The following is a 13,106-nucleotide window of genomic DNA, read 5'->3' as shown; positions in this document are numbered from 1 at the left end:
AGCTTGGGTGTAAATCCTGGCCTCACGGCGCAGCTGGTTGCGGGCATTCGTCCACGGAGTTATCCACAAGCCTTCCACCGATCAGCCGCTCGCTCTCGCGCTCGATCACGGTTTCCAATTGCTGCATCAGCACCGCCCGCGGCAGCCCGGCCGGCAGTGGCGGCAGGATGGAGACGGTGATGGTTCCCGGCCGCTTGCGGAAGGCGCGCCGCCCCCAATGCACGCCGCTATCGGTCGCCACCGGGATCACCGGCAGGCCGGTCGCCCCGGCCAGGGCGGCGATGCCCGGCTGATACGGCACCTTCTCACGCGGCGCGGTCCGCGTGCCCTCGGGGAAGATCACCAGCTGCCGCCCGGCTTCCGCCGCGGCGCGGCCGGCCTTCAGCAGCTGACGCATCGCCACGCCGCCGGCCGAGCGGTCCACCGGGATCATCCCCGCCTTCGCCACCAGGAAGCCGTAGAAGGGGATCCGCAGCAATTCGCGCTTCAGCACATAGGCGCAGCGCGGCAGCAGCAGCAGCCAGATGATGGTGTCGAAGGCCGATTGGTGCTTGGCCGCGATCAGCGCCGGGCCGGTCTGCGGCAGGTATTCCCGCCCCTGCACCACCAGCCGGATGCCGCAGAGGAAGCGCAGCTCCTGCACCACCGTCCAGGCCCAGAAGCGGATCACCGGCATGGTCCAGCGGCTGGGCGCCAGCAGCAGCGGCGTGGCCAGCACCGCGATGGAGGCGGAGATGCCGAAGAAGGCCATGTTGAACAGGAGCGAGCGCAGCCAGATCATCGTGGGGGGTCCAGGGGAAGGCCCAGCAGGTAGGGGATGCCGGCCCAGGCTGCGAGGAATTTCAGATATTCGCCTGCCAGCAGCGACCAGGTCCGCGCCCGGCCGCCGGCCGCCGGGTCCCGGAGCGTCGCCGGCACCACCGGATGGGCGACCAGCGCCACTTCCGGCAGGCGCCGCCGCAATTCCAGCAGCGCCCGCGGCATGTGATAGCCGGCCGTCACCACCCGAAGCGAGTCCAGATGCTCCGCCCGCGCCCATTCGGCGATCTCGGCGGCATTGCCCCGGGTGGTGGTGGCGCGTGGGCCGAGGCTGACCCGGCCGGCCAGCGCCTCCGGCTCCTGCCCGCCCAGCCGGGCCAGGTCGGCCAGGGTCACCTGCGGATGCACGCCGGAGACCAGGATCCGCTCCGCCCGCCCCTCGCGCAGCAGGCGGAGGCCGGTCTCCACCCGCTCCGCCCCGCCGGTCAGCACGGCGATGCCGTCGGTATGCCGCTCCGGCTCGGCCGGGCCGCGGCCGGCCAGCAGCAGGAACCAGGCGAAGCCGGCGGCCAGCAGGCCGAGCGTCAGGGCCGGGGCCATGACCAACAGCCGCCGGCGGCGGCGCCAGCGCGGCCGGGGAAGGGCTTCGCTCATGGCAGGCGCCGCAGCCATCGCCGCACCGTGACCTGGGCCGTCAGCCAGCCGAGCAGCGCCCCGGCCGGGGGCAGCAGGCCGAGCTCCGCCCAGGGCAGCCGCGCCCAGGGCAGGTCCAGCAGCCGCCCGGCCGGGGCACCGCCGAGCAGCGGCGCGGCGAGATCGGCGAAGCCCGCCAGCACCGGCGCGGCGAGCAGTGTCCCGAGCAGCGCCCCGGCCCCGACCAGCAGCGCCGCCCGCGCCGCGAAGCGCCCGGCGAGGTCGGAATCGGTGGCGCCGAGATCGTGCAGGATGCCGATGGCGCTGCGCCGTGCCGCGATGCCGGCGCGCACGGCGACGGCGACCACCGCCGCGGCGATGCCGGCGACCAGCAGCAGCGCCGCCAGCGCCACGCCTTCCAGGCTGCGGGCCAGCGCCACCAGCCGTGCCACCCAGACGCCATGGGACTCGACCGCGGCCCCCGGCACTGCGGCAGCGATGCGGCGCGTCAGCGCCTCCGGCTCGGCCGGCAGCCCGGCCAGGCGCAGCTCGATTACCGTCGGCAGCGTCACTGCCGGCGCTTCGCCCAGCCAGGGGCGCAGCAGCGCCGCCATCCGCGCCTGGTCCATGGCCCGGGCCTCGGCGACTTCCGGCAGGGCGTTCAGCGCCGCCAACGCGCGTTCCAGCCGCCCGCCGGCCGCGGCGCTGGCAGGCAGCTGCACGGTGACTGCGGCGGCGGCGCCCGCCTCCCAGCGCGCGGTCAGTTCCGCCGCGCCGCGGGCGCCGGCGAGCGCCAGCGCCGCCAGCAGCGTCATGGCGGCGACGAGCGCCGGCAGCAGCCGGTCCGAGAGAGCGCGGCGCAGGCCGAGCGGGTCCCGCCCGCGGCTGCGGCGAAGGCGTGGCACACTAGCCATGGGCGACCAGCCGGCCCTCCTGCAGGCGGAGCGCCGGGGCAGGGTGCTCGGCCACCAGCGTCTCGGCATGGGTGGCGACGACGACGGTGGTGCCGAGCCGATGCATCTCCCGCAGCAGCGCCAGCACGCGCCGGGCCTGGAGACCATCCAGGTTGCCGGTCGGCTCATCCGCCACCAGCAGGGCAGGGCGCGTCACCACGGCGCGGGCGATGGCGACCCGCTGCTGCTCGCCGCCCGAGAGGGTGGCGGGCAGGGCGCCGGCCTTCGCCTCCAGCCCCGCCCAGCGGAGCATCTCGGCGACATCGGTGCGGAGCTGCCCTTCGGGCCGGCCGGCGACGCGCATGGGCAGGGCGACATTCTCCTGCACGGTCAGATGCGGCAGCAGGCGGAAATCCTGATAGACCACGCCGATCCGACGCCGCAGCGCCGGCAGCGCCGCCCGGCCGAGGCGGGAGAGGCGCTGGCCGAGAATCTCTACCTCGCCCCGGCTCGGCCGCAGCGCCAGATGCATCAGCCCGAGCAGCGAGGATTTCCCGGCGCCCGAGGCGCCGAGCAGCCAGTGGAAACTGCCCTGCGGCAGGTCGAAGCTGACATCGCGCAGGACCTCCGGCGCCGGACCGGGCTGCCCGGCCGGCGTCGCGTATCGCAGCCCGACTTCGGCGAAGCGCACCATGGGGCGGGACAATGCCGCCGGCGGCCCGCCACGCCAAGGCCGCGCCCGAGGAGAAGGATGCTTGCGGTAGAGGGAAGGTGGCCACACATTACGCCGGCGATGCGGATTGCCTGCCCCCGATGCGAGGCCGTGTATGAGGTGCCGGCGACGCTGAGCCTCGCCGGGCGACGGCTGCGCTGCGCCCGCTGCGGGGGCGAATGGCAGGCGGAGGGCGAGGCGCCGCCGCCAGCCCCCCCGCCCGAGCCTGAGCCCCCGCCGCCGGAGCCGCCACCACCCCCCGCGCCGCCGGCCGAGCCGGCCCCGGCCCCGCCTGCGGAGCCGCCACCGTCACGCCTTGCGGTGGTGGCGCTCTGGGTGGCCTGGATCGGCTCCGGGCTGCTGGTCGGGGTGCTGCTCGGCTCGGCCTGGGTGTGGCGCGGCACGATCATGGCGGCCTGGCCGCCGGCGGTGCGGCTCTACCGGCTGCTCGGGGCGGGGTAGGGCCCGGCCTATTCGATACCCTCGGCCAGCCGGTCGAGGTGGTAGGCGGTGTCGCCGAACATATGTTCGAACACCATGGCGCGGCGGAAGAAATGCCCGGCGGCATATTCATCCGTCATGCCGATGCCGCCATGCAGCTGGATCGCGGTCTGCGAGACGAAGCGCGCCGCCTGCCCGACGCCCACCTTGGCGAGGCTGATGCTGCGCGCCCGGTCCGCCGCATCCGGCTCCTCCAGCACCATGGTCGCCAGCATGGCCATGGAGCGGGCCTGTTCCAGATTCACCAGCATCTCGGCGGCGCGGTGCTGCAGCGCCTGGTTCTCGCCGATCGGCCGGCCGAATTGCTGGCGGGTCTTGAGATAGTCGAGCGTCATGGCCTGCAGGGCCTCCATCCCGCCAACCACTTCCGCCGCGCTCGCCGCGATGCCGGCCTGCACCACCTGCTCGATGATGGGGAAGGCCTGGTCGCGCTCGCCCAGCAGCGCCTCGGCCGGCAGCCGGACCGCGGAGAAGGAGAGCTCGGCCGCGCGCGAGCCATCGCGCAGGGCATAACCGCGCCGCGCCACCCCGGCCGCTTCGGCATCGACGATGAAGAGGGAGATGCCCTCCGCATCGTCCCGCCCGCCGGCGGTGCGGGCGCTGACGAGGAGCTTGTCGGCGCTGTCGCCATGCAGCACCACGCTCTTCGCGCCCTCCAGCACCCAGCCGCCGCCCTCGGCCTTGGCGGTGGTGAGAACGTCGGTCAGGTCGTAGCGGGCCTGCCTTTCGCTATGGGCGAAGGCCAGCCGCAGCTCGCCGGCGGCAATGGCGGGGATCAGCTCGCCTTGCTGCGCCTCGTTGCCGGCCAGGCGCAGCGCGGTGCCGGCCAGCACCACCGTCGCCAGATAGGGTTCCAGCACCAGATGCCGCCCGAAGCTCTGCATCAGCAGCATCACATCCACCGGGCCGCCGCCGAAGCCGCCGAAATCCTCGGCGAAAGGCAGGCCGAGCAGGCCCAGCTCGGCATATTGGGCCCAGAGCGGCTCGCTATAGCCGGGCGGCGCGGCCAGCAGTTGCTTGCGCTGCTCGAAGCTGTAGCGGTCGCCCAGCAGGCGGGCGACGCTGTCGGTCAGCAGGCGCTGATCCTCGGTGAGATCGAAATCCATCTTACAGCCCCAGCACCGCTTTGTTCAGGATGTTCTTCTGGATCTCGTTGGTGCCGCCATAGATCGAGGCGGCCCGCAGCATCAGATAGGCAGGTGCCATCTGCGCCGCCCAGTCGGGTCCCGGCGAGGGCTCGTTGCTCATCGCCTCCAGCTCCTGCTGCCAGGCCGGCATGGCCAGCGGCCCGCCGACATCCATCACGAGTTCCGAGGAGTTCTGCAGCAATTCGGTGCCCTTGATCTTCAGCACCGAGGAGAGCGGATCCGGCTTCTTGCCGCCCGATTTGGCGAAGGCCGAGACCACGCGGAGCTGCATGATCTCCAGCGCCTTGGCGTCCATCTCCAGCTGCGCCACCCGGATGCGGAAGGCCTTGTCCTCGATCAGCGGCCGGCCGTTCATGCGGACCTCGCGGGCCACTTCCTTGGCGCGGCGGATGGCAGCCTTGCTGATGCCGAGGCGCGCGATGCCCGTGCGCTCATTGCCCAGCAGGTATTTGGCGACGTTCCAGCCCTTGTTCTCCTCACCGACGAGGTTCTCCACCGGCACCCGCACATCGGTGAAGAAGACCTCGTTCAGGTGGTGGCTGCCATCGATGCTGATGATCGGCCGCACCTCGACGCCCGGCGTCTTCATGTCGATCAGCAGGAAGGAGATGCCTTCCTGCCGCTTGGCCGCCTGCGGGTTGGTGCGGACCAGGCAGAAGCACCAGTCGGCATGATGCGCGGTGCTGGTCCAGATCTTCTGGCCATTGACGACGTAATGGTCGCCCTCGCGCTTCGCCGCCGTGCGCAGGCTGGCGAGGTCGGAGCCGGCGCCGGGCTCGGAGAAGCCCTGGCACCACCAGTCGTCCAGATTGGCGGCGCGGGGCAGGAAGCGGCGCTTCTGCTCCTCGGTGCCGAATTGGATCAGCACCGGGCCGATCATGGTGATGTTGAAGGAGAGCAACTCCGGCGCCGGCGCCGAGAGGTTCTCCTCGAGGAAGATCATGCGCTGGATCGCGCTCCAGCCGGGCCCGCCATACTCCCTCGGCCAGTTGAAGGCGGCCCAGCCCTTGGCGTTCAGGATGCGCTGCCAGGCGATGGTCTCGGGCTTGCTCGGCTTGTGGCCGAGCCGCATCCTCTCCCGCGTGCCGGCGGGCAGGTTGTCGCGGATGAAGCTGCGCACTTCCTCGCGGAACGCGATCTCCTCCGGCGTGAACCGCAGATCCATCCCCTGTTCCTCCCTTATCCGTTGCGCAATTGCGGCGCCTTGGCTTCGCGCAGAGAGCCGCCGGCCTCGGCGATCTCCCGCAGCAGCGGCGCCGGGGCCCAGCGGGCGCCGTAGCGCTGATGCCAGGCGGCGATCTGGTTGTAGATCTCGCGGGCGCCGATGCCGTCGGCCCAGAACATCAGCCCGCCACGATAGCGCGGGAAGCCGAAGCCGTTCAGCCACATGACATCGATGTCGCTGGCGCGCAGCGCCTTGCCCTCGGCCAGGATCCGGCAGGCCTCGTTCACCGAGGCGAAGAGGAGGCGGTGCAGGATCTCCTCATCGGTGAAGCTGCGCTGCTCGATGCCGAGCTCCGCCGCGACTTCGCGCGCGATCTGGTCCACGATCGGGTCCGGATGCGGCGTGCGGTCGCCCGGTTCGTAGCGATACCAGCCGGCGCCGGTCTTCTGGCCCTTCCGGCCCATCTCCACCAGCCGGTCGGCCACCGGCCATTTCCGGTAATTGGGATCGGCGGCGGCACGGCGCTTGCGGGTCATGTAGTTGACGTCGAGCCCCGAGAGGTCGTTCACCGCGAAGGGCCCCATGGGATAGCCGAAGGCGGTCATGACGCGGTCGATCTGCTCCGGCCGCGCGCCTTCCTCCACCATCAGGTTCTGCTCGAGGCCGAAGGGGATGCGGCTGCGATTGGCGACGAAGCCGTCGCAGGTGCCGGCATAGGCGCTCACCTTGCCGATGGCGCGGCCGAGCTTCATCGCCGCGAGCAAGGTGGCCGGTGCGGTCTTCGCCCCCTCGACCACCTCGAACAGCTTCATGACATTGGCCGGGGCGAAGAAATGCGTGCCGGCCACGGCTTCGGGGCGGCCTGTCGCCGCGGCGATCTGGTCGATATCGAGGGCCGAGGTGTTGGTGAAGAGCAGGGCGCCGGGCTTCATCACCGCATCGAGCCCGCGGAACACCTCCTGCTTCGCCGGGAGCTGTTCGAACACCGCCTCGATCACCGCATCGCAATCGGCGATGGCGTCATAGCCCTCGACCGGCTCGATCAGCGGCAGGCGGCGGTCCATCTCCGCCTGGGTCAGGCTGCCGCGCTTCACGCTGACGGCGTAATTGTCGCGGATCTTCTGCAGGCCGCGGGTGAGGCCCTCCGGCGAGGCATCCATCAGCTTCACCGGGATGCCGGCATCGGCGAGACTCATGGCAATGCCGCCGCCCATGGTGCCGGCGCCGACCACGGCGACACGGCGGATCTCGGGCGTCGGCGTGTCCTTCGGCAGATGCGGCAGCTTCGCCACCTCGCGCTCGGCGAAGAAGGCGTAGCGCAGGGCGCGCGCCTCGGGCGAATTCTCCAACTCGGCGAAGAGCCGCCGCTCCTCGGCAAGGCCTTCGGCGAGGGGCAGGCGCGTCGCGGCCTCGACCGCCGCGATGGCGGCGAAGGGCGCCGGCTGACCGCGGGCCTTGCGGGCGATGACCTTGCGCTGCGCCTCGAACAGGCCGGCCTCAGCGGCGGGCGGGGGAATCTCGCCGACCCGGCGCAGCCCCTTGCCGGCGATGGAGCGGGCGAAGGCGATCGCCGCGGCGCGCAGGTCGCCGGTCTCCACCAGCTCATCGATGATGCCGAGAAATTTGGCTTCCGGTGCCGGGACATGGCGGCCGGAGGTGATCATCTCCAGCGCGGCTTTGACCCCGGCGACCCGCGGCAGGCGCTGCGTGCCGCCGCCGCCAGGGATGATGCCGATCAGCACCTCCGGCAGACCGATCCTGGCCTCCGGCACGGCGATGCGCCAGGTGCAGCAGAGCGCATTCTCCAGCCCGCCGCCGAGGGCGAAGCCATGGATGGCGGCGACCACCGGCTTGGGGCTCGCCTCCAGCGCGTCATAGCTGCGCCGCGTCGGCGTCTCGCGCTTGGTGCCGAAGCGGCGGATATCGGCGCCGGCGATGAAGCTGCGCCCGGCCCCGATCAGCACCACGGCCTGCACCGCCGGATCGGCCGCGGCACGGTCCGCGCCGGCAACGACCCCTTCGGAGACGCCGGCGCCCAGCGCATTCACCGGCGGGTTGTCGATGGTGATGACGGCGATGCCGTCCTCGACCTCGTAGCGCACCACCTCACTCATCCGCATCCCCCTCGGCTGGCCTTGGCGCCGCCTTTCCGCCTTGCGGGAGCCGAAGATGGTGATGGCCCGACCGAGCGGTTGGTCGGCATTATAGACAGCCGGCCCCGCTTGGCGAGCCCAAAGCGCGGCGCCCTCCTAGGCCTGTTGCAGCACGGCCTCGGTGCGCGCCTGCAAGGCCTCGAAGGACAGGCCCGGCACCCGGTCGAGGACGACCAGCCCCTTCGGCGTCACCTCCAGCACGGCGAGGTTGGTGTAGATGCGGCTGACGCAGCCCGCCGCCGTCAGCGGATAGGTGCAGTGCGAGAGGATTCGCGGCTGGCCGTCCTTCGTCACATGCTCCATCACCACCCAGACGCGCTTGGCCCCCACTGCGAGGTCCATGGCGCCGCCGATCTGCCGCCCGGCCTCGGTCGCCGAATGCGCCCAATTCGCCAAGTCGCCATTCTCCGCCACCTGGAAGCCGCCGAGCACGCAGAGGTCGAGATGGCCGCCGCGCACGATGGCGAAGCTGTCGGCATGGTGCACGAAGCTGCCGCCGGCGCGGATGGTCACGCGCTGGGTGCTGGCATTGACCAGCCAGGGGTTCTCCTCATACGGCTGAGGCGCCGGCCCCATGCCGAGCACGCCGTTCTCCGAATGCAGAACCACCTCCCGCTCCGCCGGGATATGGTCGGCGATCAGCGTCGGGATGCCGATCCCGAGATTGACATACCAGCCCGCCGGTATGTCCTGCGCCACGCGGGCCGCCATGCCGGTGCGGCCGAGCGGCCTGAAACCCTGTGCGGTGTCGCTCATCACGGTTTCCTTCAGCGCGGCAGGGTCGGCGCGCCGGCCGCGACATGCAGCACGCGGTCGACGAAGATGCCCGGGGTGACGATGTCATTGGCCGGCAACTGCCCGAGATCGCAGACATGATGGGTCTGCGCGATGGTGAGGCCCCCCGCCATGGCCATGATCGGATTGAAGTTCCGGCCGCTATCCTTGTAGGTCAGGTTGCCCCAGCGGTCGGCGCACCAGGCCTCGATCAGCGCCACATCGCCCGGCAGGGCTGTCTCCAGCACGCAGGGCCGGCCGCCATATTCCCGCACCTCCTTGCCCTGCGCGACCAGCGTGCCCGCGCCGGTCGGGGTGAAGAAGGCCGGCACGCCGGCGCCGGCGGCGCGGATGCGCTCGGCCAGCGTGCCCTGCGGCACGACCTCCGCCTCCATCCGGCCGGCCCGCACCGCCTCGCCGGCGAGGCTCTGGCTGCGCAGGAACGTCGTGATGACCTTGCGGACGCGGCCGAGCTCGATCAGCCGCACGACGCCCGCGGTCGCATCGCCGGTTTTATGGACCCGGCCGGCGGAGTTGACGACGATGGTGAGGTTGCTGGCGCCCTGTTCGATCAGGCCGTCCAGCAGCGCATGCGGCACGCCGACCTCGCCGAAGCCTGCGACCAGGATGGTCGATCCGTCCCGGATGCCGTTCATGGCTTCCGCCATGGAACGCACGAACTTGTCGATCATGCGGTACGGGTTCCTCCTGTGTTGGACAGCCTGCCGTCAGTCGATCGAGAGATTGAGCCGTGTCACCATCCGGCGTTCATACTCGGCGCGCTGCTGGGCGAAGGCGGTGTAGTCGGCCGGGTTGAGATATTCGTCCGGCAGGTCGTTGCGGGCCATGAATTCCTGGATCTGCGGATGGAACTGGGTGCCGCGGAACAGGTCATGCAGCCGCCGGACGATGGCCGGGTCCATGCCCTTCGGCCCGGCGATCCCATAGGGCGAGGTCACGACCATGCCATAGCCGAGCTCGAGCAGCGTCGGCGCATTCGGCAGGCTCTTCAGCCTCTCCCGCGTCCAGACTGCCAGCAGCCGCAGCTGGCCGGCTTCCACATTCTGCTGCCAGGAATTGGAATTGGCGATGCAGTCGATCTGCCGCGCCAGCGTCGCGGTGATGTTCTCCGAGGTACCGCGGAAGGGGACATGCGTCATCTGCACGCCTTCCTTCTCGCACAGCTCCTCCATCGCCAGGTGGTTGGAGGTGGCGATGCCGGATGTGCCATAGGTCAGCTCGCCGGGCCGGCGCCGCGCCTCGGCCCACATATCGGCCAAGCTGTTCCAGCCCGAGGCCGGGTGCACCACATGGCCGAAGACGAAGCCGGTCTGCTGCATGATGTAGGTGAAGTCGCCCACCGGATCCCAGCTTGGCCGCTTGGTCAGGAAGGGGTGGCGGATCACCGAGAGGTGGTGATGCGCGATGGTATAGCCGTCCGGCCGGGCCTGGAGCAGGGCCTGCGCCGCCAGCGTGCCGCGCGCCCCGGGACGGTTCTCGATGATGAGGGGCTGGCCCGTCTCTTGCTGGAACAGCTCCGCCTGCAACCGCATGAAGCCGTCCAGCGTGCCGCCGGGCGCCCAGGGGATGAGGAACCGCACCGGACGGTCGGGGAATTTCGCCTGCCCCAGCGCAGGACGGGCGAGTGCCGTCGCCGCGAATGCGGCGCCGAGCGCGGTGCGACGGCGGATGGATGGCATGGCCATGGTGTCCTCCCAGCAAGCGCTTGTTGCGCCTTGCCGCCATCCTCGCCTGCTGCAGCCGGTTCGTGCAACGGCTCCCCGTCGCCTCTTCTATCCTCGGCGGGTCAAGAAAAGGATGTTCCGAGAGTTAGCGTAGCCGCGGCGTCAGCGCAGCAGCGGCCCGACCAGCAGCAGCAGTCCGAATCCCGCGACCGCGGTGGCGCCGACCCGCGGCACCACCCAGCCCCAACCCCGTCGCCCCGCAGCGCCACCGAGCGCCGCGCCCAGCGCCACCCAACCCAGCGCCACGCCCGCCAGCAGGGCGAGGAAGCCGAGCATATAGAGAAGCACCGGCACTCGGCCGAAGGGGATGATGCCGAGGGCGAAGACGATGGCCTTCGGGTTCAGCAGGGTGGTGATGAAAAGATGCGCCGGCCGCACCGCCGCCCCGCGGGTCAGCGCCGCCCCGCCGCTGCGCCAGAGCCGGAAGGCAAGCAGCAGCAGCCAGGCGCCGACCGCGGCGCGCAGCCCGGTCGCCAGCAGCGGCGCCGCGGCCAGCACCGGCCCCAGCATCAGGCCGAGGGTGAGGATGGCGATGCAGTAGCCCGCCGCCTCGGCCGGGATCAGCCAGAGGGCGCGGCGGAACCCGACCGTCGCCCCGGCGGTCGCCAGCAGCGTGTTGGTGGGGCCGGGCGTGCCGAGCACCGCGAGCACGGCGAGGGCGAAGAGGATCGGATCTTCCATACCCCGATGCCCCTATCAGGGGGCCGGGACGCGGGCAATCCGCCGATCAGGCATGCCCGATCGGCCCGAAGGCATCGACGCTGGTTGCGGTAACCACGGCGGCGAAGAGGCGCAGCGCCTCCGGCCCGCCGCGGTCGCCGAGCGTGCCCTGTTCCATCTCGAGCGCCAGCAGCCGCGCATGGTCCGCCAGGGTTTCCGCGGCACGTCGCAGGGCCTCGCGCGTCAGCGCAAGTTGCAGATCGTCGGTCAGCAGGTTCCAGTCGGCGGGCGGCATGGGGTTTCCATTCCGTGACGCCATTCTGGCGGGACCAATCACAGCCGCCCAGCGGCGGCACCGGCATCCTGGACTGCGAGGGGTTAACCCGGCGTTGCCGCCGCGATCACCGGAAGCGGAGCCGCGCCGTGCCCAGCAGGTCGAAATCCGCCACCACCTCGCAGGGGCCGTCCAGCCAGATCGGCGGGGTGACCGAGCCGAGCCAGACCACCTGCCCGGCCCGCAACCCACCGAATTCCGCCACCGCGCCGGAGCCGGCGAGCCAGGCCAGCGCCTCCATCGGATGGCCGAGCAGGTCCCGGCCATGGCCCGACCCCACCACCTTGCCGCCGACATGGAAGGTGCCCCGCGCCGCGCTGAGATCGAGCCCCCGCCAATCCGCCCGCGGCGCGCCGAGCACGCCCGAGGCATGGAAGACCTGGTCGGCGATCAGGCTCGGCGTGCCGAGCACGGCGAGGTCGCCATAGCGCCGCTCGACGATCTCGATCGCCGGGAAGACCTCGGACACGGCGGCCTCGGCGGCGGCGCGGGTGGTCGGGCCCGCGGGCAGGTCGCGGCCGAGCCGCACCCCGATCTCGCATTCGACGCCGGGGGCGAGGAAGTCGGCGAAGCGGAATTCGGCGCCGTCGCCATTCAGGCTGGCGCGCGGGACGAAGCCGGCGGCGGGGCCCGCGAGGCCCAGATATTCCTGCATCTGCCGTGTGGTGGCGCCGATCTTGAAGCCGGCCGGCGGCACCTCGCCCAGCGCCTCGGCGACCTGGCGTTGCGCGGCATAGCCGGCGGCGACATCGGCCGGTGCGGCCTCGCCGAGTGGCGCCAGCACCCGCCGGGCGCGGCGGGCCTCCAGGATGGCCTGTGCGGTGGCGTTCATGCCTTTGTCCTCCCCTTACGACCGGCCCAGCTCATAGAGCGCGACGGCGGCGGCGGCCGAGACGTTCAGGCTTTCCATTTCCGGCGCGATGGGCAAGCGGCAGAGCTCGTCGCAGCCCTCGCGGGTCAGCCGGCGCATGCCCTCGCCCTCGGCACCCAGCACCAGCGCCACCCGCCGACCGCCGAGGCCGGATTGCGCCAGCGTCACCGGCGCCCCGCCATCCAGCCCCACCACCCAGAGCCCGGCGCGCTTCAGCTCCTCCAGCGTCCGGGCCAGGTTCACCACCCGGACCACCGGCACGATCTCCAGCGCACCGGAGGCGGCGCGGGCCAGCGCCCCGGTCTCGGGCGGGGCATGGCGGTCCTGCATGACCAGCGCCGCGGCGCCGAAGGCCGCGGCCGAGCGCAGGATGGCGCCGATATTGCGCGGGTCCGTCACCTGGTCGAGCACCAGCACCGGGCCGGTGCCATGTTCCACCGCCCGGTCGAGGGTGAGGTTGGGCAGCGGCTCCACCAGCAGGGCGGCGCCCTGATGCACCGCATCCTCGGGCAGGAAGGTGCCGAAGCGGCCGCGCTCGGCGCGTTCGGGGGCGATGCGGAAGCCGCCCGGCAGGCGGGCGGCGAGCGCGCCCTCCGCCTCCTCGGTCACCAGCAGGCGTTTCAGGCGGCGGGCCGGATTGGCCAGCGCGGCGGCCACGGCGTGCTGGCCGTAAAGCCATAGCCCGCCGGCGGCGCGGCCATCCGGCTGGGGCGGGCGGCGGGGGGCGGGGGCGGCTTGGCTCGATCGGCGCATGGCGT

The 13,106-nt window shown here is 71.9% G+C and carries 15 protein-coding genes; 1 reads left to right on the top strand and 14 read right to left on the bottom strand.

Annotated features, from left to right (window positions below; genetic code table 11):
• Positions 1 to 22 precede the first annotated feature (22 nt).
• From JMJ55_RS10425 to JMJ55_RS10410, 4 genes are read right to left on the bottom strand one after another with little or no spacing between them, the layout of a single operon-like run.
• Positions 23 to 781 carry a lysophospholipid acyltransferase family protein gene (locus JMJ55_RS10425; protein WP_202825468.1) on the bottom strand — a complete coding sequence of 253 codons (759 nt, stop codon included), beginning with the start codon at positions 779 to 781 and terminating at the stop codon, positions 23 to 25.
• Positions 778 to 1,413, bottom strand: coding sequence for a YdcF family protein (locus JMJ55_RS10420; RefSeq protein WP_202825467.1), 636 nt, complete (start codon positions 1,411 to 1,413; stop codon positions 778 to 780). Before JMJ55_RS10420 ends, JMJ55_RS10425 begins: the two co-directional genes overlap by 4 nt.
• Positions 1,410 to 2,306 carry a cell division protein FtsX gene (locus JMJ55_RS10415; protein WP_202825466.1) on the bottom strand — a complete coding sequence of 299 codons (897 nt, stop codon included), beginning with the start codon at positions 2,304 to 2,306 and terminating at the stop codon, positions 1,410 to 1,412. The genes JMJ55_RS10420 and JMJ55_RS10415 overlap by 4 nt, the downstream gene beginning before the upstream one ends.
• The gene (locus JMJ55_RS10410; RefSeq protein WP_202825465.1) at positions 2,299 to 2,979 is read right to left on the bottom strand and encodes a cell division ATP-binding protein FtsE; all 681 of its coding nucleotides are present in this window, start codon (positions 2,977 to 2,979) and stop codon (positions 2,299 to 2,301) included. Before JMJ55_RS10410 ends, JMJ55_RS10415 begins: the two co-directional genes overlap by 8 nt.
• Positions 2,980 to 3,036: 57 nt before the next feature.
• Between JMJ55_RS10410 and JMJ55_RS10405 the strand changes: the two genes are divergently transcribed.
• Positions 3,037 to 3,459 carry a zinc-ribbon domain-containing protein gene (locus tag JMJ55_RS10405; RefSeq protein ID WP_328702603.1) on the top strand — a complete coding sequence of 141 codons (423 nt, stop codon included), beginning with the start codon at positions 3,037 to 3,039 and terminating at the stop codon, positions 3,457 to 3,459.
• 8 nt (positions 3,460 to 3,467) lie between these two features.
• Here JMJ55_RS10405 and JMJ55_RS10400 read toward each other — a convergent pair whose 3' ends face one another.
• The 10 genes from JMJ55_RS10400 to rlmB all read right to left on the bottom strand — a co-directional run bounded on the left by JMJ55_RS10400 (position 3,468) and on the right by rlmB (position 13,101).
• Positions 3,468 to 4,604, bottom strand: coding sequence for an acyl-CoA dehydrogenase family protein (locus JMJ55_RS10400; protein WP_202825463.1), 1,137 nt, complete (start codon positions 4,602 to 4,604; stop codon positions 3,468 to 3,470).
• A 1-nt stretch (position 4,605) separates the two neighbouring features.
• Positions 4,606 to 5,811, bottom strand: a complete 1,206-nt coding sequence (locus JMJ55_RS10395) for an acyl-CoA dehydrogenase family protein (RefSeq protein WP_202825462.1) — start codon at positions 5,809 to 5,811, stop codon at positions 4,606 to 4,608.
• A 14-nt stretch (positions 5,812 to 5,825) separates the two neighbouring features.
• On the bottom strand, positions 5,826 to 7,925 hold the full coding sequence (locus JMJ55_RS10390) for a 3-hydroxyacyl-CoA dehydrogenase NAD-binding domain-containing protein (protein ID WP_202825461.1): 2,100 nt from the start codon (positions 7,923 to 7,925) through the stop codon (positions 5,826 to 5,828).
• Between the two features lie 135 nt (positions 7,926 to 8,060).
• Entirely contained in the window at positions 8,061 to 8,720 is a 660-nt protein-coding gene (locus JMJ55_RS10385; protein WP_202825460.1) for a 3-oxoacid CoA-transferase subunit B, read from the bottom strand.
• Between the two features lie 11 nt (positions 8,721 to 8,731).
• Positions 8,732 to 9,430, bottom strand: a complete 699-nt coding sequence (locus JMJ55_RS10380; protein ID WP_202825459.1) for a CoA transferase subunit A — start codon at positions 9,428 to 9,430, stop codon at positions 8,732 to 8,734.
• Between the two features lie 36 nt (positions 9,431 to 9,466).
• Complete coding sequence (locus JMJ55_RS10375) at positions 9,467 to 10,444, bottom strand: tripartite tricarboxylate transporter substrate binding protein (RefSeq protein WP_202825458.1); 978 nt, start codon at positions 10,442 to 10,444, stop codon at positions 9,467 to 9,469.
• Between the two features lie 141 nt (positions 10,445 to 10,585).
• Positions 10,586 to 11,164 carry a LysE family translocator gene (locus JMJ55_RS10370; RefSeq protein ID WP_202825457.1) on the bottom strand — a complete coding sequence of 193 codons (579 nt, stop codon included), beginning with the start codon at positions 11,162 to 11,164 and terminating at the stop codon, positions 10,586 to 10,588.
• Between the two features lie 46 nt (positions 11,165 to 11,210).
• Positions 11,211 to 11,438: a hypothetical protein gene (locus JMJ55_RS10365; RefSeq protein WP_202825456.1), complete on the bottom strand. Its 228-nt coding sequence runs from the start codon at positions 11,436 to 11,438 to the stop codon at positions 11,211 to 11,213.
• Between the two features lie 106 nt (positions 11,439 to 11,544).
• On the bottom strand, positions 11,545 to 12,309 hold the full coding sequence (locus tag JMJ55_RS10360; protein WP_202825455.1) for a 2-keto-4-pentenoate hydratase: 765 nt from the start codon (positions 12,307 to 12,309) through the stop codon (positions 11,545 to 11,547).
• 15 nt (positions 12,310 to 12,324) lie between these two features.
• Positions 12,325 to 13,101: a 23S rRNA (guanosine(2251)-2'-O)-methyltransferase RlmB gene (gene rlmB, locus JMJ55_RS10355; protein WP_202825454.1), complete on the bottom strand. Its 777-nt coding sequence runs from the start codon at positions 13,099 to 13,101 to the stop codon at positions 12,325 to 12,327.
• Between the last annotated feature and the right edge of the window lie 5 nt (positions 13,102 to 13,106).

This window comes from Belnapia mucosa, assembly GCF_016775475.1.
Lineage (GTDB): Bacteria > Pseudomonadota > Alphaproteobacteria > Acetobacterales > Acetobacteraceae > Belnapia > Belnapia mucosa.
This window is presented reverse-complemented; position numbering and strand designations above follow the sequence as displayed.

Coding starts and splice junctions, on each gene's coding strand:
- JMJ55_RS10380 (WP_202825459.1), bottom strand. CDS start 9,430: ATGATCGACAAGTTCGTGCGTTCCATGGCGGAAGCCATGAACGGCATC.
- JMJ55_RS10375 (WP_202825458.1), bottom strand. CDS start 10,444: ATGGCCATGCCATCCATCCGCCGTCGCACCGCGCTCGGCGCCGCATTC.
- JMJ55_RS10385 (WP_202825460.1), bottom strand. CDS start 8,720: ATGAGCGACACCGCACAGGGTTTCAGGCCGCTCGGCCGCACCGGCATG.
- JMJ55_RS10370 (WP_202825457.1), bottom strand. CDS start 11,164: ATGGAAGATCCGATCCTCTTCGCCCTCGCCGTGCTCGCGGTGCTCGGC.
- JMJ55_RS10360 (WP_202825455.1), bottom strand. CDS start 12,309: ATGAACGCCACCGCACAGGCCATCCTGGAGGCCCGCCGCGCCCGGCGG.
- JMJ55_RS10415 (WP_202825466.1), bottom strand. CDS start 2,306: ATGGCTAGTGTGCCACGCCTTCGCCGCAGCCGCGGGCGGGACCCGCTC.
- JMJ55_RS10400 (WP_202825463.1), bottom strand. CDS start 4,604: ATGGATTTCGATCTCACCGAGGATCAGCGCCTGCTGACCGACAGCGTC.
- JMJ55_RS10420 (WP_202825467.1), bottom strand. CDS start 1,413: ATGAGCGAAGCCCTTCCCCGGCCGCGCTGGCGCCGCCGCCGGCGGCTG.
- JMJ55_RS10425 (WP_202825468.1), bottom strand. CDS start 781: ATGATCTGGCTGCGCTCGCTCCTGTTCAACATGGCCTTCTTCGGCATC.
- JMJ55_RS10365 (WP_202825456.1), bottom strand. CDS start 11,438: ATGCCGCCCGCCGACTGGAACCTGCTGACCGACGATCTGCAACTTGCG.
- rlmB (WP_202825454.1), bottom strand. CDS start 13,101: ATGCGCCGATCGAGCCAAGCCGCCCCCGCCCCCCGCCGCCCGCCCCAG.
- JMJ55_RS10410 (WP_202825465.1), bottom strand. CDS start 2,979: ATGGTGCGCTTCGCCGAAGTCGGGCTGCGATACGCGACGCCGGCCGGG.
- JMJ55_RS10395 (WP_202825462.1), bottom strand. CDS start 5,811: ATGGATCTGCGGTTCACGCCGGAGGAGATCGCGTTCCGCGAGGAAGTG.
- JMJ55_RS10405 (WP_328702603.1), top strand. CDS start 3,037: ATGCTTGCGGTAGAGGGAAGGTGGCCACACATTACGCCGGCGATGCGG.
- JMJ55_RS10390 (WP_202825461.1), bottom strand. CDS start 7,925: ATGAGTGAGGTGGTGCGCTACGAGGTCGAGGACGGCATCGCCGTCATC.